Origin of the sequence: Pimelobacter simplex (genome assembly GCF_024662235.1) — a bacterium.
Taxonomy (GTDB): Bacteria; Actinomycetota; Actinomycetes; order Propionibacteriales; family Nocardioidaceae; genus Nocardioides.
This window is the reverse complement of the sequence record NZ_CP096276.1, coordinates 4,083,852-4,104,418: the sequence shown is the minus strand read 5'-3', so window position 1 is coordinate 4,104,418 and position 20,567 is coordinate 4,083,852. Positions and strand designations below refer to the sequence as shown.

Annotated in this window: 21 protein-coding genes; 6 read left to right on the top strand and 15 right to left on the bottom strand. The window is 73.3% G+C overall.

The window, feature by feature from the left end:
- Nucleotides 1–47 precede the first annotated feature (47 nt).
- Nucleotides 48–803 (bottom strand): DedA family protein, encoded by a 756-nt coding sequence (locus tag M0M48_RS20225; protein ID WP_257752511.1) that lies wholly within the window; start codon nt 801–803, stop codon nt 48–50.
- 85 nt (nt 804–888) lie between these two features.
- Between M0M48_RS20225 and M0M48_RS20220 the strand changes: the two genes are divergently transcribed.
- The gene (locus M0M48_RS20220; RefSeq protein WP_257754503.1) at nt 889–1,536 is read left to right on the top strand and encodes a TrmH family RNA methyltransferase; all 648 of its coding nucleotides are present in this window, start codon (nt 889–891) and stop codon (nt 1,534–1,536) included.
- Here the strand turns inward: M0M48_RS20220 and M0M48_RS20215 are convergent.
- Both M0M48_RS20215 and M0M48_RS20210 read right to left on the bottom strand, forming a co-directional pair.
- Nucleotides 1,533–2,039, bottom strand: coding sequence for a SigE family RNA polymerase sigma factor (locus tag M0M48_RS20215; protein WP_257752510.1), 507 nt, complete (start codon nt 2,037–2,039; stop codon nt 1,533–1,535). The genes M0M48_RS20220 and M0M48_RS20215 overlap by 4 nt on opposite strands.
- Nucleotides 2,036–2,632: a hypothetical protein gene (locus M0M48_RS20210; protein ID WP_257752509.1), complete on the bottom strand. Its 597-nt coding sequence runs from the start codon at nt 2,630–2,632 to the stop codon at nt 2,036–2,038. Before M0M48_RS20210 ends, M0M48_RS20215 begins: the two co-directional genes overlap by 4 nt.
- A gap of 275 nt (nt 2,633–2,907) precedes the next feature.
- On the opposite strand from M0M48_RS20210, the gene fbaA reads away from it, so the two are divergent.
- Both fbaA and ilvA read left to right on the top strand, forming a co-directional pair.
- Complete coding sequence (fbaA, locus tag M0M48_RS20205) at nt 2,908–3,939, top strand: class II fructose-bisphosphate aldolase (protein WP_257752508.1); 1,032 nt, start codon at nt 2,908–2,910, stop codon at nt 3,937–3,939.
- A 2-nt stretch (nt 3,940–3,941) separates the two neighbouring features.
- Nucleotides 3,942–5,237, top strand: coding sequence for a threonine ammonia-lyase IlvA (gene ilvA / locus M0M48_RS20200; protein WP_257752507.1), 1,296 nt, complete (start codon nt 3,942–3,944; stop codon nt 5,235–5,237).
- Here the strand turns inward: ilvA and M0M48_RS20195 are convergent.
- Nucleotides 5,234–6,727 carry a DHA2 family efflux MFS transporter permease subunit gene (locus tag M0M48_RS20195; RefSeq protein ID WP_257752506.1) on the bottom strand — a complete coding sequence of 498 codons (1,494 nt, stop codon included), beginning with the start codon at nt 6,725–6,727 and terminating at the stop codon, nt 5,234–5,236. The genes ilvA and M0M48_RS20195 overlap by 4 nt on opposite strands.
- Before the next feature lie 57 nt (nt 6,728–6,784).
- Between M0M48_RS20195 and M0M48_RS20190 the strand changes: the two genes are divergently transcribed.
- Nucleotides 6,785–7,210, top strand: a complete 426-nt coding sequence (locus M0M48_RS20190; RefSeq protein WP_257752505.1) for a DUF3151 domain-containing protein — start codon at nt 6,785–6,787, stop codon at nt 7,208–7,210.
- Between the two features lie 3 nt (nt 7,211–7,213).
- On the opposite strand, the gene M0M48_RS20185 is transcribed toward M0M48_RS20190, so the two are convergent.
- From M0M48_RS20185 to M0M48_RS20165, 5 genes are all read right to left on the bottom strand, one after another.
- On the bottom strand, nt 7,214–8,119 hold the full coding sequence (locus M0M48_RS20185; protein WP_257752504.1) for a hypothetical protein: 906 nt from the start codon (nt 8,117–8,119) through the stop codon (nt 7,214–7,216).
- Between the two features lie 28 nt (nt 8,120–8,147).
- Nucleotides 8,148–9,827, bottom strand: a complete 1,680-nt coding sequence (gene lysS / locus M0M48_RS20180) for a lysine--tRNA ligase (protein WP_215812823.1) — start codon at nt 9,825–9,827, stop codon at nt 8,148–8,150.
- Between the two features lie 181 nt (nt 9,828–10,008).
- Nucleotides 10,009–10,908: a diacylglycerol/lipid kinase family protein gene (locus tag M0M48_RS20175; RefSeq protein WP_257752503.1), complete on the bottom strand. Its 900-nt coding sequence runs from the start codon at nt 10,906–10,908 to the stop codon at nt 10,009–10,011.
- Complete coding sequence (locus M0M48_RS20170) at nt 10,871–12,739, bottom strand: FtsX-like permease family protein (protein WP_257752502.1); 1,869 nt, start codon at nt 12,737–12,739, stop codon at nt 10,871–10,873. The genes M0M48_RS20175 and M0M48_RS20170 overlap by 38 nt, the downstream gene beginning before the upstream one ends.
- Complete coding sequence (locus tag M0M48_RS20165; protein ID WP_215812825.1) at nt 12,739–13,482, bottom strand: ABC transporter ATP-binding protein; 744 nt, start codon at nt 13,480–13,482, stop codon at nt 12,739–12,741. Before M0M48_RS20165 ends, M0M48_RS20170 begins: the two co-directional genes overlap by 1 nt.
- Nucleotides 13,483–13,589: 107 nt before the next feature.
- On the opposite strand from M0M48_RS20165, the gene M0M48_RS20160 reads away from it, so the two are divergent.
- Both M0M48_RS20160 and M0M48_RS20155 read left to right on the top strand, forming a co-directional pair.
- Nucleotides 13,590–14,867 (top strand): sensor histidine kinase, encoded by a 1,278-nt coding sequence (locus M0M48_RS20160; protein ID WP_257752501.1) that lies wholly within the window; start codon nt 13,590–13,592, stop codon nt 14,865–14,867.
- Nucleotides 14,855–15,496 (top strand): response regulator transcription factor, encoded by a 642-nt coding sequence (locus M0M48_RS20155; RefSeq protein ID WP_215812827.1) that lies wholly within the window; start codon nt 14,855–14,857, stop codon nt 15,494–15,496. The genes M0M48_RS20160 and M0M48_RS20155 overlap by 13 nt, the downstream gene beginning before the upstream one ends.
- An 11-nt stretch (nt 15,497–15,507) precedes the next feature.
- Here the strand turns inward: M0M48_RS20155 and M0M48_RS20150 are convergent, their stop codons facing one another.
- The 6 genes from M0M48_RS20150 to M0M48_RS20125 are packed head-to-tail and all read right to left on the bottom strand — an operon-like array spanning nt 15,508 to nt 20,339.
- Nucleotides 15,508–16,065 (bottom strand): hypothetical protein, encoded by a 558-nt coding sequence (locus M0M48_RS20150; RefSeq protein ID WP_257752500.1) that lies wholly within the window; start codon nt 16,063–16,065, stop codon nt 15,508–15,510.
- A 15-nt stretch (nt 16,066–16,080) separates the two neighbouring features.
- Nucleotides 16,081–16,260 carry a hypothetical protein gene (locus tag M0M48_RS20145; RefSeq protein WP_257752499.1) on the bottom strand — a complete coding sequence of 60 codons (180 nt, stop codon included), beginning with the start codon at nt 16,258–16,260 and terminating at the stop codon, nt 16,081–16,083.
- Nucleotides 16,257–16,745: a hypothetical protein gene (locus M0M48_RS20140; RefSeq protein ID WP_257752498.1), complete on the bottom strand. Its 489-nt coding sequence runs from the start codon at nt 16,743–16,745 to the stop codon at nt 16,257–16,259. The genes M0M48_RS20145 and M0M48_RS20140 overlap by 4 nt, the downstream gene beginning before the upstream one ends.
- On the bottom strand, nt 16,742–17,896 hold the full coding sequence (locus M0M48_RS20135) for a hypothetical protein (protein WP_257752497.1): 1,155 nt from the start codon (nt 17,894–17,896) through the stop codon (nt 16,742–16,744). The genes M0M48_RS20140 and M0M48_RS20135 overlap by 4 nt, the downstream gene beginning before the upstream one ends.
- Complete coding sequence (locus tag M0M48_RS20130; RefSeq protein ID WP_257752496.1) at nt 17,893–19,035, bottom strand: hypothetical protein; 1,143 nt, start codon at nt 19,033–19,035, stop codon at nt 17,893–17,895. Before M0M48_RS20130 ends, M0M48_RS20135 begins: the two co-directional genes overlap by 4 nt.
- Nucleotides 19,032–20,339 (bottom strand): hypothetical protein, encoded by a 1,308-nt coding sequence (locus tag M0M48_RS20125; RefSeq protein WP_257752495.1) that lies wholly within the window; start codon nt 20,337–20,339, stop codon nt 19,032–19,034. The genes M0M48_RS20130 and M0M48_RS20125 overlap by 4 nt, the downstream gene beginning before the upstream one ends.
- Nucleotides 20,340–20,567: the final 228 nt, after the last annotated feature.

Below are 20,567 nucleotides of genomic sequence, written 5' to 3'. Positions count from 1 at the left end.
GTCGTGGTGGACTCGATGCCGGGAAAGACTGTCACCTCAGGATGAACTCATCGCTCCTCGGCGACGGAATTCTCGGGGGTGTTCTCGACGCCGTCGGCGAGCGTCTTGCGCTGCTTGGCGGCGGGCCGCTTGTGACGCCACCACTCCCACGCCAGCGGGATCGCGGAGAAGGCGAGGATGGCGAGCGTGACGTAGTCGATGTTCTCGCCCAGCGCCGGGATCGCGGCGCCGAGGAAGTAGCCGAGCAGGGTGATCGAGACGACCCACAGGACGGCGCCGATCGCGCTCCAGGTGAAGAAGCGGCGGCGGTCCATCAGGGTGACGCCGGCGACGACGGTGATGTAGGTCCGCACGAAGGGCACGAACCGGCCGATCACCAGTGCCTTGTTGCCGTGCTTGTCGAAGAAGGCCGAGGTGTTGTCGAAGTACTTCTTCTTGAGGATCCGGCCCTCGCGCTCGTAGAGCGGCGGACCGAGCTTGCGCCCGATCTCGTAGCCCGCGACATTGCCGGCGAAGGCGGCCACGACGAGCAGCGCCATCGCGATGATCAGCTCGACCGGCTCGTTGGAGATGCCCACGACGCTGTAGCCGGTCTTGTTGCTGCCGGCGATGAACAGCCCGAGCGCGAACAGCAGGGTGTCACCGGGGAGGAACGGGAAGAACAGCCCGCACTCCACGAACACGATGGCGATCGCGATCCAGATGAAGGTGGTGCCGTATTCGGACTGCAGCCACGAAGGATCGAGCCACTTGATGCCCAGCAGCATCGGCACCACGAGAGGGGTCGCCACCAGCGAGTTCACGACGCCACGCTACCGGCCGCCGCCCAACGGTGTGACGGATAGGGTGCGGTTCGTGGATCGGGAGGAGCGTGCGCCGTACGACCCGATGCCCCACGGACCCCCCGAGGTGGGCGTCGGACCGTGGCCCGGAGCCTGGCCCGAGGGCCCCGGCAGCGAGGTGTACGACGAGCAGCTGCTGCGCGAGGGCGACCGGCGCAACGTGGTCGACCGGTACCGGTACTGGAGCGTCGAGGCGATCGTCGCCGACCTCGACCGGCGCCGGCACGGCTTCCACGTGGCCATCGAGAACTGGCAGCACGACTTCAACATCGGGACCATCGTCCGCTCGGCCAACGCCTTCCTCGCCGCGGAGGTGCACATCGTGGGCAACCGCCGCTGGAACCGGCGCGGAGCCATGGTCACCGACCGCTACCAGCACGTCCGGCACCACCCGACCGTCGCCGAGCTCCACGCCTACCTGGCCGAGCAGGGCGTCCCGCTGCTCGGCATCGACAACCTGCCCGGGTCGGCCCACCTCGAGACGATGGACCTCCCCGCGCGGGTCTGCTTCCTCTTCGGGCAGGAGGGGCCGGGGCTCTCGGAGGCCGCCCGCGCGACGTGCGACGGGACCTTCTCGATCGCCCAGTTCGGCTCCACCCGCTCGATCAACGCCTCCGCCGCGGCCGCCATCGCGATGCATGCCTGGGTCCGCCAGCACGCGGACCTGAGCAGCGACACGGCCTGGCGCGGCTAGGCGCTCTCGACCTCGGAGGGCTCCTCCAGGTAGCCGCGCAGCGCGGTCAGCCCCCGCGAGGTGTGGCTCTTGACCGTGCCCTCGGAGATGCCGAGCTCGGCCGCCGTCTCGGCCACCGACAGCCCCAGCCAGTGCCGCAGCAGGACCGTCGCCCGCTGCTGGGCCGGCAGCTCCTGGAGCGCGGCGACCAGCGACGAGCGGTCCTCGACGCTCACCCCGGCCGGCGCCGCGACCTCGGGCAGCTCGTCGGTCGGCCGCTCCCGGCGTACGGCGCGGCGGGACTCGTCGATCGCCGCGTTGAGCAGGATCTTGCGGACGTAGGCCTCCTCGGTGCCGCTGCGCGCGACGCGCGGCCAGGCGACGTACAGGCGGACGAGGGCGGTCTGCACCAGGTCGTCGGCGCGGTGCCAGTCGCCGCACATGCTGTAGGCGATCCGGCGCAGCTGGTCGCGGCGGGTGGTGGCGAACTCGACGTACGCCGCCTCGCGCTCCGCGCGCCTCACCGGGCGGTCCCGGTGAACGCCAGGGTCTTCTTGTGGTCGAGCCAGCCGGTGAGGGTGTCGTAGCCGGACTTCGCCTCCGTCTCGGCCACCCCGCCGCCGCCCTGCGAGGTCGGCTTCTCGCCCTTCTCGGCGGAGCGCCACAGCACGACCCAGGTGGTCGTCGCGCCCTTGCGCAGCGCCAACCCCGTCGAGTCGGCGATCGTCCCGCCGCCGGCGGCGGGGCTCATCCCGGTCACCGGGTCCTCGACCCGCTCGACGACCTCCCACCCGCTGCGGACCAGGATCACGTCGTCGTCCTGGGGGTCGTAGCCCGCCGGCGACTCGTCGACCAACCGGTCCGTCGACGCGAGCCCCTCGTCGGAGACCCCCGCCGCGACCTGGACCGGGTCGGTGCCCTGCCCACCGGTGAACTGTGAGGTCACCGCCACGCCCGCGCCACCCACGACCAGTGCCAGCGCCAGGGCCGCACCGCCCGCGGCGAGCCGGCGGCGTCGTACGGCGCGACGGCCGGCGCCGAGGGTGGTGGCGACGTCGAAGGTGGGTGCCGGCGGTGTGTGCAGCTCGGCGTCCAGCACGTCCTTGATGTCCTGCATGGTTCCTCCAGGGGGATGTATCGGTCGTCCGGACGGAGGCCGCCTGCTGCGCGCCGCGAGGCACGCACGCTGGCGGCGTTGCCGTCGGTCGACAGGCCTCCAGCCTGCCTTCCCTCCGGCGCCTTGCCATCGCACGCGCCTCGCGACGCTCGCGACGGCGGCCTCCGTCCGGACGACCTCGACTCACTCAACCAGGGATACGCAGGCCGACAGCGATCGGTTGTCACGGTAGGTTGATGTGGTCGTAACCGGACCCCGCGCAGGAGCCAGCCAGCATGCCCATCGCCACCCCTGAGAAGTACGCCGAGATGCTCGACGCCGCCAAGGCGGGTTCGTTCGCCTTCCCGGCCATCAACGTGACGTCCTCGCAGACCCTCAACGCGGCGCTCAAGGGCTTCGCCGACGCCGGCTCCGACGGCATCGTCCAGGTGTCGACCGGCGGTGCGGAGTACCTCTCCGGTCCGTCCGTCAAGGATATGGTGACCGGCTCGGTCGCCTTCGCCGCCTATGCCGCCGAGGTCGCCAAGAGCTACCCGGTCAACATCGCGCTGCACACCGACCACTGCCCCAAGGACAAGCTCGACGGCTTCGTCCGGCCGCTGCTGGCGATCTCCGCCGAGCGCGTCGCCCGGGGCGAGGCGCCGCTGTTCCAGTCGCACATGTGGGACGGCTCGGCCGTGCCGCTCGACGAGAACCTCCAGATCGCCGAGGAGCTGCTCGCCAAGGCGGCCGCGGCCAAGATCATCCTCGAGATCGAGGTCGGCGTGGTCGGCGGCGAGGAGGACGGCATCGTCGGCGCCATCGACGAGAAGCTCTACACCACCCCCGAGGACGCGCTGGCCACCGTGCGCGCGCTCGGCGTCGGGGACCAGGGCCGCTATCTGACCGCGCTGACCTTCGGCAACGTGCACGGCGTCTACAAGCCGGGCAACGTCAAGCTCCGTCCCGAGATCCTGCGCGACGCCCAGGCGGCCGTCGTCGCCGAGCTCGGCCTGCCGGCCGGCTCCAAGCCGTTCGACCTGGTCTTCCACGGCGGCTCCGGCTCGTCGGCCGAGGAGATCGCGGCGGCCGTCGACTTCGGCGTCGTGAAGATGAACGTCGACACCGACACCCAGTACGCCTTCACCCGGCCCGCCGCGGACCACATGTTCCGCAACTACGACGGCGTGCTCAAGATCGACGGCGAGGTCGGCGACAAGAAGGCCTACGACCCGCGCGCCTGGGGCAAGGCCGCCGAGGCCGGCATGGCCGCCCGCATCGTCGAGGCCAGCGAGAACCTGCGCTCGGCCGGCAAGACCGTCGGCTGACGGTGTCCGCGTCGCTTCCCACCGCCGCGGACGTCGACCGGGCGGCGGCGCTGCTGGGCTCGGTGATCCCGCCGACCCCGCTGCGGAGGGCCGACCGGCTCTCCGCGCTGACCGGGCTCGACATCTGGCTCAAGCGTGAGGACCTCACCCCGGTGCGGTCCTACAAGGCCCGCGGCGCCTACACGGTCCTCGCCGGGCTCTCCGCGGACGAGCGCTCGCGCGGGGTGACCTGCGCCAGCGCCGGCAACCACGCCCAGGGCGTCGCGTTCGCCTGCGCCCGGGCCGGCGTCCACGCCACGATCTTCCTGCCCCGCACCACGCCCCGGCAGAAGCGCGACCGCGTCGCCGCGCTCGGCGGCGACCAGGTCGAGGTCGTCATCGCCGGCGAGGCGTACGACGACGCGGCCGTCGCCGCGGCCGACTTCGCCGCGGCCTCGGGGGCGAGCGTCGTACCGGCGTTCGACCACCCGGGCATCGTCGCCGGCCAGGGCACCGTCGCCGCCGAGATCCTCGCCCAGTCGGCCGAGCTCGGCTGGCAGCCCGACGCCCTCGTCCTCCCGGTCGGCGGGGCCGGCCTCGTCGCCGGCTGCCTCACCGTCCTCGCCGAGCGGCTCCCCGGCGTCCGCGTGGTCGCCGCCGAGCCCTCCGGCGCCGCCTCCCTCGCGGCCGCCCTCGACGCCGGCGGCCCCGTCGAGCTCGACGGCGTCGACCCGTTCGTCGACGGCGCCGCCGTCCGCCGGGTCGGCGATCTGACCTATGCGGCCGTCGCGGCCGCCCGCGCGTCCGTCGACCTGACCGTCGCCGCCGTCCCCGAGGGCCTGATCTGCGTCGAGATGCTCGACCTCTACCAGGTCGACGGCATCATCGCTGAGCCTGCCGGCGCCCTCGCCCCGGCCGCCCTGCGCGTCGACGGCGGCCTGCCCGGCCTCGCCGACCTGGCCCCGGGCAGCCGCGTCGTCGTCGTGGTCTCCGGCGGCAACAACGACGTCTCGCGCTATGCCGACATCGTCGAGCGCGCGCTCGTCCACGAGGGGCTCAAGCACTACTTCCTCATCGAGTTCCCGCAGGAGCCCGGCGCGCTGCGCCGCTTCCTCGACGACGTCCTCGGGCCCGACGACGACATCACGCTGTTCGAGTACACCAAGCGCAACAACCGCGAGACCGGTCCGGCGCTGGTCGGCATCGAGATGCAGTCGCGCGGCGACCTCGACGGGCTGCTCGCCCGGATGGCGGACTCGCGGCTGCGAGTCGAGATCGTGCCGCCGGACAGCCCGCTGTTCGGGTTCGTGCTGTCCTAGGAGTCTGCGCTCCGCTCGCCGAAGCCCGCGTGCTGCGGCCGCTCGTAGAACATCACGGCGACCAGCCCGACGGCGTACATCGCCGCGGGCAGCCACATCGACTGCTGCATGGCCTTGCTGAACAGGTCCGCGGCGTGCGGGCCGGCGATCTGGGCCGCGCCGGCGTCGCCGTGGGCGGCGGCGCCGGGGAGGTAGTGGGCCAGCCGCCCGTCCATCAGTACGGCGATCGCGGCCGCGCCGAGCACCGAGCCGACCTGGCGGGTGGCGTTGTAGACGCCGGCTCCGGCGCCGGCCAGGCGCATCGGGAGGTTGCGGTTGGCGGTGGTCGCGGTCGGCGCCCAGATGAACGCGTTGCCGACGCCGATCAGGGCCATCGGGATCGCGAGCTCCCAGACGGCGACGCCCGGGGCCAGGCGCCAGATGAGGAGCAGGAAGCCGACCAGGCTGACGCCGAAGCCGAAGCCGAGGACCTTGCGCGGGTGCAGCCGGTCGGAGAGCGAGCCGACCAGGCGGGCCAGGAAGATCGACATGACGGCCATCGGCAGCATGAGCAGCGCGGCCTGGGTGGGGGAGTAGCCGCGCACGGCCTGGGCGTAGAGCATCAGCGGGAAGCCGAACGACGCGGCGATCGCGCCCATGCAGGTGATCGCGACGTTGGAGACGGCGAAGTTGCGGTCGGCGAACAGGCTGAGGGGGACCAGGGGCTCGGTGCGGTTGAGCCGTTGCCAGACGAGGAACAGCACGAGCAGCACGACGCCGCCGGCGATCATCGCGATGATCCAGCCCGCCCAGTCCTTCTGGTGGCCCTCCTGGATGCCGAAGCAGAGCAGGAACATCGCCCCGCCCGAGAGCACGACGCCGATCCAGTCGAAGTGGTGCTGGTGGGTCGGCAGCGCGGGGACGTTGCGCAGCGCGAGGGCGAAGGCGAGGACGCCGACGGGGATGTTGACGAAGAAGATCCACTCCCAGCCGAGCCCGTCGGTCAGCACCCCGCCGAGGATCGGCCCGACGACGAGCGCGACGCCGGCCGTCGCGCCCCACACCGCCATCGCCCGGCCGCGCTCGGCGGCGCGGAAGATCCGGGTGATGATCGCCATTGTCTGGGGCGTCATCATCGAGGCGCCGAGGCCCTGGACGACGCGCGCCACGATGAGACCCTCGACGGTCGTGGTCAGGCCGCACCACAGGGAGGCGAGCGTGAAGACCGTGAGGCCGCCCAGGTAGAGGTACTTCGCGCCGAACCGGTCGCCGAGGCGTCCGGTGATGAGCACCGGCACGGCGTACGCCAGCATGTAGGCGCTGGAGACCCAGACGACGTCGTTGACCGAGGCGTCGAGCTCTTCGATGATCGTCGGCGTCGCGACGGTGACGATGGTCAGGTCGACCAGGATCATGAAGAAGCCGATGACGAGCGCCCACAGCGCGGGCCAGGGGTTGGCGACCTGACCTGTCGGCGTCGAGGCAGGCGTGGTGGGAGCGCTCCGAGTCACGAGTCCAGTGAACACCCGCCCGCCGACACCGCTTCGGGTGCGGGCCAGAATGGACACATGAGCCTCACCCCCGGTGCCGACCTGATGGCCGGCCCTCCGCCCACCCACCTCCCCGTCGACCCCGCCGCCGAGCTGCTCGCGGCCGGCGAGACCCCCGCGGCCGTCGTACGGCGGCTGCCGGCCTCGCCGCTGGCCTGGGCGACCCTCGCCGAGCAGGCCCGCGACGGCGGCGCCGACGACGTGACGGTCTACGCCTACGCGCGCGTCGGCTACCACCGCTCGCTCGACACGCTGCGCCGCAACGGCTGGAAGGGCCACGGCCTGGTCCCGTGGGAGCACGAGCCCAACCGCGGCTTCCTGCGCGCCCTCGGCCTGCTGGCCGTCGCCGCGCGCGCGATCGGCGAGACCGACGAGTGGGAGCGCTGCTCGTCGTTCCTGCGCGACTCCAGCCCGACGGCGTACGACGAGCTGCTCGGCAGCTAGGGGCTAGGCCTCCAGCGCGGTCCACTTCCACCACGGGTAGTGGTACTCGCCCTCCTCGACGTCCCACCGCTGCCCGCAGCCGGTGCACGCGCAGAGGTGCCGCGGCCGGTCGGGCCGTCCGTTGACGAGGATCGGGACGACCTCCTCGATGCGGACGTGCCCGGCGGCCTCCTCCTTGGCCGGTTGGTAGAAGGAGTGCCCGGGGTAGGCCGCGCACAGGCAGCGCCCCTCCTCGAAGAGCCGGATCCGGTCGAGGGCGTGGGCGAGGTGGCTGTCGTTGCTCACCAGCGCGCCGCCGAGCCCGAGGTCCTCGGTGGCGCGGTCGATGCGGACGCGTGCCGCCGCCAGCGGCCGGAGCACGTCGGGGTCGCGGGTCGCCAGGACCTCCCACACCGCGCTCAGCACCCGGCGCTCCTCGCGGGAGAGGAGGTCGGCGACGAGCGCGGAGTCGATCACCTCCTGCTCCGCCGGGCTCGGCCCCTCGAGCCACTGCGCCGGCAGCACGAGGACGACGGCCGCTGCGCCGTTGTCGACCAGCAGCACCGCGTCGTCGCCGTACTTCCACCAGGGGGCGGTGTCGACGCCCATCGACCGGAGGGCGGCGGCCGGGGCGATCCGGGGGTCGCTCGCCTCCCGGTCGGTGTAGAGCCTCGCGTCGAAGCGGTAGCGGACGATCCAGCGCTGGTCGGCCAGCCGGACCAGCGGCGCGGTCAGCTCGCGCAGCCGCGCGGGGTCGGCGGTCGCGCCGATCCCGAGGACGTGCGCGATATCGCCGGTCTCGCCCTCGCACCCGTCGATCTCCCAGGGGATCCAGGTGCCGCCGTTCTCGGGCCACGGCAGGCCGGACATCTGCTCGATCACGTCGATCAGGCCGGCCGCGGTGACCGGGACGAGGAAGTCGTCGGTCATGGGCTGCCCCTACCCCGGGGTGCCGGCTCTATGCCGGGGGCGTCAGCAGCCTGCGCACGTCGTCGACCCCCAGCGCCGCGAACAGCGTGGGCAGCCGCGGGCCGCGCTCGGCGGCGACGAGGAGCTCGTAGAGCAGCTTGAAGAACGCCTTCTGGTCGGCCTTGACCTCGTCGGTCGGCGCGTCCTCGGCGGCGAGCCCGCGGGCGACCTTGGGGACGCCGTAGATCAGCGTGGTCAGCGCCTCGGTGTCGAAGGACTCCGGGAGGCCGTCGAGCAGCAGGCCCAGCCAGCGCGCCTCGGCCTCGTCGAGCGCGGCGAGGCGGGCGGTGTCGGGGGCCTCGCGGACCGTCGTACGGTCCTCGGGGTCGACGTAGTCGGTGATCCAGGTGGCGGCCTTCTCGAGCCGCGGGGCCAGGTCGGCCTCGGTCGCGCCGACGGTGGCGGCGGTGATCTCGCGGGACCCGGCGGTGACGTCGGCGACCGACGACAGCATCCGGAACGGTACGACGACCGCCGGGGTCGGCAGCGTGCCCGCGGTCGAGGTCGCGGACGCCCGCTCCCAGGCGAGCACCGCGGCGTCGCGCTTCTCGGGGATCGCGGCCTTCTTGGTCAGCGCGTCCCACTCGTCGTACAGGCGCAGGACCTCCTGGCCGAAGTCGACGTTGAAGGCCTGCTTGGGCTGGCGGCGCACGTAGAGCCAGCGCAGGATCGGCGCCTCGAGGATGCGCAGGGCCTCGGCCGCGGTGGGCACCCCGCCCTTGGACGAGGACATCTTGGGCATGCCGGCCACGCCGACGAACGAGTAGCCGACGAAGGACGGCGCGGAGCCGCCGAAGACGGGGGCGACGATCGCCTTGCCGACGGTGTAGGACGACCCCGGGCTCGCGTGGTCGACGCCGCCGGGCTCGAAGTGCACGCCCTCGTAGGTCCAGCGCATCGGCCAGTCGACCTTCCAGACGAGCTTGCCCTCGTTCTGGGTCGCGACGTTGGTGACGTAGGAGTCGCCGCACACGTCGCAGGTGTAGGCCAGGTCGGTCGTCTCGTCGTCGTACGACGTGAGGGTGACGGTGTCGCGACCGCAGCCGCGGCAGTAGGGCTTGTAGGGGAACCGGGCGAGGTCGCCCTCGGTGGAGCCCTCGTCGTCGGCGGGCGCGTCGTCGGTCTTCTTGGTGCGGAACTGCGCCATGACCGACTCGATCTCGCCGCGCTTGCGGATGGCGGTGAGCACCTGGTCGCGGTAGGCACCCGAGGTGTACATCTCGGTCTGGTCCACCTCGACCATCTCGCAGCCCATCTCGACGAGCGCGGCCCGCAGCGGCGCCTTGTAGCGCTCGCCCCAGCTCGCGAACTCGCCGGTCGGGTCGGGGACGGCGGACAGCGGTCGGCCGATGTGCTCGCTCCACGACGGGTCGACGCCGGCGGGGACCTTGCGGAACCGGTCGTAGTCGTCCCAGCTGTGCAGGTGCCGGACGTTGATGCCGCGGCGGCGGATCTCCTCGGCGACGAAGTGCACGGTGAGGAACTCGCGCAGGTTGCCGAGGTGGATCGGGCCCGAGGGGCTGATGCCGGACGCGCACGTGACGAGCTCGGGCAGCGTCCCGCCGTTGACGGACTCGGCGTGCCGGAGCGCCAGGTCGGCGGTCCGGGTCACCCAGTCGCTGGGGGCCTGCTGCTGGTCGCCCTGCTGGTTGCGCTGTCCTCGTGCCACGGGCCCAAGCCTAGGGTTCCCGCGTCCCGAGTCCGAAGTCCGCGCGCCGCCCCCGCACCCCGAGCACGCACCTCGCTGCGTTGGCGACGCTCGACGTACGCCCGGTATGCCCTCGCGCCGCCGCCTTGCGATGCACGCACTCGGCGCACGGCTGCTGCGCCCGGACCTCGGGCTCGGGACGCTAGGCCCCCGGCACCACCATCGAGTACGCCGCCGGCAGCACCCGCCAGGTCCGGGACCGCACCGGCCCGTCGATCTCGCCGTCGCTGTTGCAGTCGAAGGCCGCGCCGCTGACCCGGACGGTCCGGCCGCGGACGATCGCCGCGTCGGAGTGCTCCGCGTGCCGGCCGAACGGCAGCCGCAGCACGTACCCGAGCCGGGCCAAGGGCGAGACGGGGGTCGCGACGAGGACGTCGACCAGGCCGTCGTGGGGGTCTGCCTCGGGGGTGAGCTCGGTGCCGCCGCCGACCGAGGCGCCGTTGCCGACCGCGACCATGAGGACCGGGCGGTCGACGTCCACCACGACGGTGTCGTCGACCTCGACCCGCAGGCGCAGGCTCGGCGGGTTGAGCGCGGTCTGCACGGCGCCGATCGGGTAGCCGACCTTGCCGAGCCGCTCCTTCCAGCGGGCGCCGCGCTTGCCGGCCTCGGCGCCGGCGCCGAGGTGGACGCTGTTGACGGTGACGGCCTCGTCCTCGTCGACGACGAGGTCGGTCGGCCGGGTGGTCCCGGCGACGACGACCGCGGCCGCCTCGGCCGGGTCGAGGGGGAGGCCGAGGGTGCGGGCGAAGTCGTTGCCGGTGCCGAGCGGGATCAGCCCGAGCGTGCGGCCGGTGAGGTCGCCGCGGGTGTGGAGCGCCTGGACGACGGCGTGGATGCTGCCGTCGCCGCCGGCCACGACGACCCGGCGCTCGCCCGCCTCGGCCAGCACGTCGGCGAGCTCGTCGGGGCTGGACGTGGCCCGCACCTCGACGTCGGCGCCGGCCGGCGCGCGGAGCACGGCGAGCGCGGCCTCGACCGCCTCCTGGTCCGCCGTCCCGGCGTCACCGTTGGTGATCAGCAACAGCGGAGGGGTGGCCACGCAGCCACGATACGGGCAGCACCGCGGCCACGACCGTCACCACCGCGCAGGCGCCGGCGATGGCGAGCAGGCTGCCCCACGGCACCGTCAGCGGTACGTCGTCCAGCCCGGCCGTCATCGGCGCCCGGAGCAGTGCGGCGACGGTCACCGTGACCGCGGAGCCGAGCAGGAGCGCGGCGCCGGCGACCATCGCGGATTCGGCGAGCACCATCCGGCGTACCTGGGCGGCGGTGGCACCGACGAGCCGGGTCACCGAGAACTCCCGGCGGCGCTGCAGGGTGCCCATGAGCAGGGTGTTGGCGATCGCGATGCCGGCGTAGAGCCCGGTGGGACCGAGGATCGCGATGAGGCCGACCTGGTTCTGGTCGCGCTGGGCCCGGTCCACGCGGGCGATCCACTGCTCGGCGGTGAGCACGTCGCCGGTGCCCCGGTCCCGGAGCGCCGTGCGCAGCCCGGCGGCGTCGACGCCCGGCGCGGGCAGCACGAACCAGGTGCCGGTCGGCTTCGCGCCGTGGGCGCGGGCGAGCCGGCGGGGGAGCAGGACGTCCTCGTGCAGGGTCGCCGCGTCCTCGACGATCGCGACCACGCGCAGCCGCATCCGCGCGCCGTCGGGGAAGCGCACCCGCACCTGCGAGCCGAGCCCGAAGCCGGCGTCGAAGACCGCGGAGCGGCTGATCGCCATCGTCCGGCCGGTCAGTCGCCCGAGGTCGCCCTCGTGGGTGCGCAGGCCGCGGGTGGCGACGGCGGTCGCGGGGTCGATGCCCTCGGCGGTCCAGTCGCTCGCCGCCTCGCCCCCGGTCGCGAGGGGGACGGCGTTGCGGCCGTCGACGACACCCGCCTCGGGCGCGCTGGGGGCGCGCCGGGTGTCGGTGACGACGACGGGGGCCGCGAGCTGCTGGCGGGTGATGCCCTGGTCCCAGTCGGCGGCGAAGCTCAGGCTGAGGATCAGCGAGCCCGCGATCGCGGAGATCGCCAGCACCGGCGCGGCCAGGGACGTCGTACGACGGGCCTGGTTGCCGACGTTCTCCCGGGCCAGCCCCAGCACCGGGTGCTCGCGGAAGGGCAGGGTCAGCACCCGCACCACCAGCGGCAGCAGCACCGGGCCCCAGCAGACCAGGCCGACCACGACCAGCTCGGGCACGAAGATCGACAGGATCAGCGCCAGCACCGGGTCGCCGGCGCGGATCCCGACGAGCATGGCGGCAGCGCCCACGAAGCAGAGCGTGCCGACGATGCCACGGACCACGCCCACCCGGCGGCCGGTGTCGGCGGACTCGCGCAGCGCCTGCGCGGGCGCCACCTTGGCGGCCCGGCGGGACGCCGCCCACGCGCCGAGCAGCGCGACGACGACGCCGCAGCCGGCCGAGATCGCGAGGGGGAGAAGGTTCCAGGTGAGCGGCACCCGCTCGGGGGTGATGTCCTGGGCGGCGAGGAGGACGGCGAGCGCCAGCGCGACGAGCTGGCCGAGCGCCGCGCCCGCGACCGCCGCCAGCACGGCGACGACGAGCGCCTCGACGCGGACCTGGCGGCGTACCTGGCGGGGGGTGGCGCCGACGAGGCGCAGCAGGCCGAGCTCGCGGCGCCGCGCGGTGACGGTGAACCCGAAGGTGCTCGACACGACGAAGATCGCCATGAACCCGGCGAAGCCGGCCATCACGCCGAGCAGCGAGAGCGTGTCCTGGACCTCCGGTCCCTGGTCGCCGATCGAGACCGTCAGCACGACCACTCCGGCGATCAGCGCGACGCCGAGCGCGACCGCGACGAACGAGCCGGCGTAGAGCGCCCGGTGCTCGCGCACGGAGGCGAGACCGAGGCGGATCGTGGCGGGCATCAGCGCTCCAGCTCGCTCATGGCGGCGGCGATCTGGGCGGCGGTGCCGCGGGCGAGGTGCCCGACGACGAGGCCGTCCTCGAGGAACAGCACGCTGTCGGCGTACGACGCCGCGACGGGGTCGTGGGTCACCATCACCACGGTCAGGCCCTCGGTGTCGACGGTCGAGCGGAGCAGCTCGAGCACCTGGCGGCCGGTGGTCCGGTCGAGCGCGCCGGTCGGCTCGTCGGCGTACACGACCTGGGGGCGGGTCACCAGCGCCCGCGCGATCGCGACCCGCTGCTGCTGGCCGCCGGAGAGCTCGGCGGGACGCCGGCGCTGCTGGGTCTCCAGCCCGACCCGGGTCAGCGCCGCCGCGACCTCCCCGCGCGCCGGACGCCGGCCCGCGAGCCGGGCCGGGAGCGCGACGTTGTCGTGCGCGGTGAGCGCGGGAAGCAGGTTGTAGGCCTGGAAGACGAAGCCCATCGCGTCCCGCCGCAGTCGGGTCAGCGCGGCCTCCGAGAGCCGCCCGAGGTCGTGGCCGGCGACGAGGACCCGTCCCGACGTCGGCCGGTCGAGCCCGGCGGCGCACTGCAGGAGCGTCGACTTGCCGGAGCCGGACGGACCCATGATCGCGGTGAAGCTCCCGGGGGCGAAGGCGTGCGTGACGCCCCGGAGCGCGTCGACGCGGCCGGCGCGGGAGCCGTAGCTGCGCGCGACGCCGTCGAGGACGATCGCGGGCGGGGCGAGGGTCGCTGTGGTCATGCATCGAGCGTCGTCGCCGCGGGGCCCGCGCGCGCTGGCCTGCACGCGAGATCAGGGGTAGCGCGTGCGCTACCCCGTCGGGGGCACCGGCTCCCTAGGCTGGCCGCATGCCCCGACCGGAGACCGCCTGGAGTGCCCTGCGCGGCAACCCGGTCCGGTTCCTGCTGTCGTCGTGGCCGTGGCGCTCGCTCGCCTACCTCGCCGGTACGGCGGTCGTCGGCCTCGCGCTCCTCCTCGTCCTGCTCGGGCTGCTGATGGCCGGCGCCCTGACCGCGGTCCTCGTGGTCGGCTTCGTCATCATCGGCGCGATCCCGGTGCTGTGCGTCGCCGTCCTCGCGCTGGAGCGGCGCCGGCTGCGCGTCGTCCAGCCGGACGCGCCGCCGCTCGGCGTACCCCGTCCTCCGGTGGCGGGCCGCGGGGTGCGGGCCTGGGTGCGCCAGCGCCGCGGCGAGCCGCCGTCGGGTCGCGAGGCCGGGTACGTCGTCCTGCTGGTCACGCTGTTCTGGCTGGTCGACGCGATCGTGGTGTTCAACGCGGTCCTGCTCACCGGCGCCTTCCTGCTCGCGCCGCTGCTCGCCGCCGCCGACCAGGTCGTCGTCTTCGCCTGGACCGTCGAGTCGTTCGGCGAGGCGCTGCCGATGGCGCTGATCGGGGCGCCGATCGCCTACGTCCTCAGCGCCTACGCGCTGACCTTGCTCGCCGCCGGGCAGTCGGCGCTGGCCCGGCTGCTGCTGGCGCCGGGGGAGCGCGAGCTGGAGCAGCGGATCGGCCAGCTCCGCCGCTCCCGGCTCGACCTGGTCGACGCCTTCGAGACCGAGCGCAAGCGGATCGAGCGGCACCTCCACGACGGCGTCCAGCAGCGGCTGGTCGCACTCAGCATGACGCTCGGCCGGGCCGAGCTCGACGTACCCGAGGGGCCGGGGCTGGACCTGGTCCGGCAGGCGCACGGTGAGGTGGAGGCGGCCCTGGCGGACCTGCGCGAGGCGGTCCGGGGTATCCACCCGCGGGTGCTCGTCGACCTCGGCCTCGCGGCCGCCGTACGGGAGGTGGCGGACCGGATGCCCATCCCCGTCACCGTGCGCATCGACGCCCCGCGGCTGCCGGAGCCGGTCGAGGGCGCGGCGTACTTCATGGTGAGCGAGGCGCTGACCAACGTCGCCCGCCACTCCGGCGCCCGCACGGCCCAGGTCAGCGGCTGGTTGCACGACGAGCACCTCGTCGTCACCGTCTCCGACGACGGCACCGGCGGCGCCCGGATCGGCGCCGGCAGCGGCCTGGCCGGCCTGGTGACCCGCCTCGACGCTCTCGGTGGCACCCTGACCGTACGCAGCCCCGACGGCGGGCCGACCGAGGTCAGGATGGAGTGCCCGCGATGCGTGTCGTGATCGCCGAGGACCTCGCCCTCCTGCGCGAGGGCCTGGTCGGCATCGTCGAGCGCGCCGGCCACGAGGTCCTCGCCGCCGTCGAGACCGCCGACGCCCTCCTGGCGTACGTCCGTCACGACCCGCCCGACCTCGTCGTCACCGACGTCCGCATGCCCCCCGGCCACTCCGACGAGGGCCTGCGCGCCGCCGCCGCCATCCGCGCCTCGCACCCGTCGATCGGCATCCTCGTGCTCTCCCAGTACGTCGCCGACGCCTACCTCGACGGCCTCCTCGACGCCCCCGGCCCGGGCGGCATGGGCTACCTCCTCAAGGACCGCGTCGGCCACGTCCGCGAGTTCCTCGACAGCATCGACCGGGTCGCCGCCGGCGGCCTCGTCGTCGATCCTGAGGTCGTCCGCCAGCTCCTCGCCCGCCGCCGCGACGACGGACCGCTGTCGGCCCTCACCGAGCGCGAGCGTGAGGTGCTCTCGCTGATGGCGGAGGGGCGCACGAACGGGTCGATCGCCGAGCAGCTGGTGGTGAGCGAGGCGGCGGTGCGCAAGCACGTGGGCGGGATCTTCGCCAAGCTGGACCTGGATCCGGAGAGCGACCGGCGGGTGTCGGCGGTGCTGACGTACCTGCGGGGCTGAGGGCGCGGGGCTCAGCGGACGAGTCGGATCCAGACGAGGACGGCCGCGAGAGCGACGACCAGGAGGACGAGGCAGCGGCGGAGGACGACGTCGTGCTCGGCGAGGAGACGGTCCCACTCGGGTGGCTGCGGGTGACCGTTGCGCGCCAGCGTCATCAACGCCCGGCCGCCCCCGAACCCGGCGCCCGCAGCCAGGAATTCCGTTGGGCCGGCGACCAGCGCCACGAGAGCGAGCAGGGCGTACGGCGCCGCGCTGGTGAGGTAGGTCCGCATCCCGGTGCCCATCTCCAGTCCGAACTGGAGAGCGCCGAACCGAGGCCCTGCCTCGACGATCCGCTCCGGCACCTGGCGGGCATTCTGGGGGAGCCGTAGGTGCAGCGCCCCGAGCTCGTGGAGCAGCACCAGGCCGAGCAGCACCACCACGGCACCGGCGACGACCGCGTCCGGGAGCACGGCGCGTGGGAGGGAGCCGAGCGCTGCGATCAATGTCGCCGTCGCGGTGCCGCCGACGACGAGCCCGCCGATGAACCATCCCTGGGAAGTACCCCGCCAGACCGACGAGGCCAGCATCGCTGAGTTGTGGCTTCAAACGCTGCCGGAGATGGCATAGCCCGCGGCGAGCGCCAGCACCAGCCAGGTACTGAGGGGCGTGGTCCCGCTCGGCGCGGCCAGATCGTTCAGCGCGACCACGAGCGCGGCCACCGCGAGCCCCACCACCGGGGTCGCCGGATGGTGGATCGCCGACCGGGCCCGGCCGGGCGTCATCGGCCGGCCCGTTCTGCGGCCGTGCCGAGGAGGGCCCGGACCGCATCGACCGAGCCCGCCGGGCGGATCGCCAGGACCTCGCCACCGGCGTCCACCATCGCCAGGGCGGGCTGCCAGCCGGGGTCGAGTGCGTCGTACAGATCGCGGTCGACGACGGTGCGCAGCGGCCCCACGTCGTGCTGGGTCAGGTCGACGCGGGAGAGCACCAGCCGCTCAACGGATCGGTCGGCGGCCCCGGGCTCGATGAACGCCGGCAGCACGGAGGCGCAGATCGGGCAGTGGTCCGACACCAGCAGGACGCACGACAGGTTCGCGCCGTCCAGCGGCCGCAGCGCGGTCAGCTCGGTCGCACCGCGACGGCGCGCGCCCGCACGTGCGACCCGTCGCTCCAGGCGGCGCAGGTTCTGCTGCAGCCCGACGAGTGCGAGGACCACCAGCACCAGGGCGACGCCCTGGAGCACCACCACGGCGACCAACGGCGTCATCGGCGGCCCTTGCGGAGAAGCGCCGCGACCTGCTCGGAGGCCAGGGACACGTGCATCCCCCGGTTGCGGAACTGGGCGAGCCGCTCCATCGTGCCGGTCTCGACGTTCCACACCCGCACGATTCCGGGTCGTGAGCTGACGACGGCCAGCACCGCGGGGGTGATCCAGGCCTCCGGGGAGGTCCAGGTGCGCCGGAAGCCATCCGCCGTCAGCAGCCCGACGAGGCGGCCGTCGCGCGGATCGACCACCACCACGCCGTCGCGGTCGCCCTGTGCCCGGGTGCGCTTGGTCGCGTCGTGCCCGAACGCGAGGTAGCGACGGGCCTGAGGTGAGGGGCCCAGGAGCCGGGGGTACTCCAGCGGCTGGGCACCCACCCGCACCCCGTCGCGATAGCGCCGGATCTGGCCGTCGCCGGCCGGGTCCGCGCCCACCTCGAGAACCGTGCGCCGGTTCCTGAAGTAGGTGGCCCCCACGACGCCGTAGGCCGTCTCGCTGACCTCGCCCGTGCGCAGGTCCAGCTCGAACCCGAGCGACACGGCCTTGTTGCGCGACACGAACTTCAATGCGTCGCCCTCGGGAGACCACTGCACGAAGACCGGGTCCCTGGTCGGGGTCGGGTAGCGCCGGTGCTTGCCGGTGGCCAGGTCGATGACCACCATCGCTCGGTTGCCGCCCTCGGAGATCGCGACCTGTCGGCCGTCCGGGCTCAGTGTGGGCACCGGCTCGCTGTGGAACCTGCCGTAGTCGTCCAAGGGGATGCGGCGCCACTGCGCATCCGGGGTGACGATGAAGACCTGGTGGACCGGGTCGACGCCCAGCGGCTCATGGTCCTTCTCGGTCCAGGACTCCTGGGTGGCGGTGAGCAGGCCGTGTGGCACGGGAGCGTCTACCAGCGCGGGCGCGTTCCGGGCGTCGCGGAGGTCGAGCCGCAGGAGATCCCGATCGAGGCCGGGCACCGGCCCGGTGTCGCGGAGCTCTGTGACCAGGCGGTCGGGGACGCGGATCTTGTCGATCGCCGTGGCTGTGGTCTCCGGCGCCGTCGAGGTCGGTCGCCGGTCCCGATCACCTTCGGGTGCCGTCGGTCCGGCGCAGGAGGTCAGCGCCAGCGTCGCGACAGTGACGATCGACGGGATCCGTGGTGCTCGCCTCATCGCCCGGCCTCGGCGAGCAGGTCCGCGACCGGCTCGGGTGCGAGCGACACGTTCACGCCCTCGTTGCGGAATCGGGCGAGGCGTCGTACCTCGCCGGTCCGTACGTTCCACACGCGCAGCACCCCGGGAAGCGTGCTGTACACCGCCAGCAGGTCGGCGGTGATCCACGCATCCGGGGCGGTCCAGGTCGCGCGGAAGCGAGGATCGACCCCCATCGCCACCAAGCGTCCGTCGCGCGGGTCGACGACCACGGCGCCGTCGCGGTGCCCCGCCGCTCGTTGCCGCCGGGTCGGGAAGGACCCGAACGCCGCGTAGCCCTTCACGGTGACCTGGCTGCGCGGGATCGTCGAGTACTCCAGCAGCCGCGACCCGGTCCTCTTGCCATCGCGGTAGCAGCGCACCTCGGCCGCCCCGGTGGGGTCCTTGCCAATCTCGATGATGGACCTCCTGTCCCCGCTGAAGGTGGACCGGAAGACATCGACGGTGCGCGCGATCGCGGCCCCCGTGCGCAGGTCGAGCTCGTACCCGCCGGGACCCGCGTTGTCGCGCGACGTGAACATCAACGCGCGACCGTCGGGCGACCAGTCGAGCCCGGCCGCCTCGTCGACCGGCACTGGGTAGCGGCGGTGGCCACCGGTACCCAGCTCGATGACCGAGACCGCCCCGCTGCTCCCCTCGGAGAGCGCGACGCGTCGGCCGTCGGGACTCACGGTGGCGTTGGGCTCCCGGTGGAAGTCGCCGTAGTCGGCCAGAGGGATCCTCCGCCAGGTCAGGTCCGGGGCCAGGACGAAGATCTGGTTGACCGCCTTGATGCCGGCGAGCCTCTCGACGAACAGGTTCTGGTCGGCGACGAGCAGGGCGTGATCAATCGGTGTGCTCGCCAGCGTCGGTGCCTCGAGCGCGTCGCGCAGGTCGAGGTCCTGGAGCCGTGGGTCGAGGCCGGTCACCGGACCGCGGTCGCGCAGCGGAGTGGTCAGCCTGTCCGGCACGGGCGGAGCGGGGGCAGCGCGGGAGGGGCTGCTCGAGGTCGGCGGCTCGGTGGGCGGAGCGGTGGACGTGGGCCGGGCGGCGGTGCACGAGGTCGCGAGGGTGGCGACGGCGATGGCCGCGGCGACGCCGCGCGTCCGTACGCGGGTCATGAGAGGAACCGCTGACAGGTGGACTCGTGGACCAGGATCTGGCGTCCGTTGTTGAACTTCCGGACGACGCCGTCGGAGCAGCGGCGGTGGCGCGGCTCCGGGAACGGGCGGACCTGGTTGGGCTTCCACTCCCACGCGTTGCGCCCGAGGCACCGGGGCTCCCTGGAGTACTGGGTGAAGGTGTAGGGCGGGTCGCCGACCTGGTCGGTGCGGTGGTAGCCGTTGGCGTTGCAGTAGCTCCCCCCGATGTAGCCCTGCGCCGAGCCGTCCGGATTGCACCGCGCCCAGTCGGGCGCGGCGCCGCTGCGATTGATCCAGTTCGGGCAGTCCCCCCAGTTCGAGGGAGCGGCATAGCTCTTCGACAGGCGCGCGATGCCGTCGAGCGACACCAGGCCCATCGCGATGCCGAGGGCGAGCACAGACTTCAGCAGCGACCGGCGTCCGAAGTGCAGGGCGACGACGTCATCGCGGACGCCGGACCGGGTCGGCCGCGATGGTGCGTGCATCGCCGACGGGACGGACGTGATGTCGATGGGCTGGTCGTGAACCATGGAGTGACCTCCCGTTTCGGCTAGCTGAGGGACAGCCGGCTGAGCCCGGCCAGGAAGGTGAGCTGGGCGGTGAACCGCGCCGCCGGGTCGGGGACGCTCCGGGAACAGGTTCGCCACCACCGTGGGGGTCGCGAAGGTGAAGTAGGTCGACGCGGCGAGGTCCTCGATGTCGTCGTGCTGGGCCTGCCAGAGCTCGCCGACGTCGATCCGCCGCCCCGCCCAGGTCGGGATCTGCGCCAGGGAGTCCTCTGCGGGGCGCACCGACAGCGAGCCCACCCCGGGCACGTGCATCCCGAGGTGGTCCGGCTTGATCACCCAGTCCTGCCCCGCCGCGGGACGGATCTCGAGGCCGTCGGGCAGGTCGGTGAAGGCGAGGCCGCTCAGTCCCCGCAGTGGATCGTCGTAGCCGCCGTCGTCCTCGGACGGCAGCCAGACCAGTGCCTCGTGGTGCGGGCCGCGCCAGAACGCGATGCCCTGCAGGTCGGATCTTCTGCTCTCGGCAATGTGGAGGCTGCCCTCGTGGGCCTGGAGGACCTGGGTGACCTCGGCGTCGACGACGTGCTCCAGGATCCCGTCGGCATTGCCGCGCGGCGCGATGAAGACATCGCGGATCTGCAGCTCGTCGGGGACGGTGCCGTCGAGAACGCGGTTGCTCACCTTGACGATCTCGTCCCAGGGATGGGGGAACTCCGCCGTCAGGCTCGCCATCCGAAGGCGCCGGCCGTCCGCGGTCCTGAACTCGGTCGTGGCCATGGATTCACCTGCCTGTGCTGGGGGTGGCTACCGTGCCAGGCGAATTGCCAGAATCCGTCTCCGAAGGGGAAGTAATGCGCAAATCGTCGATCGGGCGACGGCGGGCGGGAGTGCGCCGGTGACCTGCGTCGTCGTGCTGGCGCTCCTCGTGCCGAGTGCGCTCCTGGGGTGGTCGGCCGTCCTGCACCTTGCGGGGCGCCCTCGATTTCAGGCTGTCCTGGTGGCGCA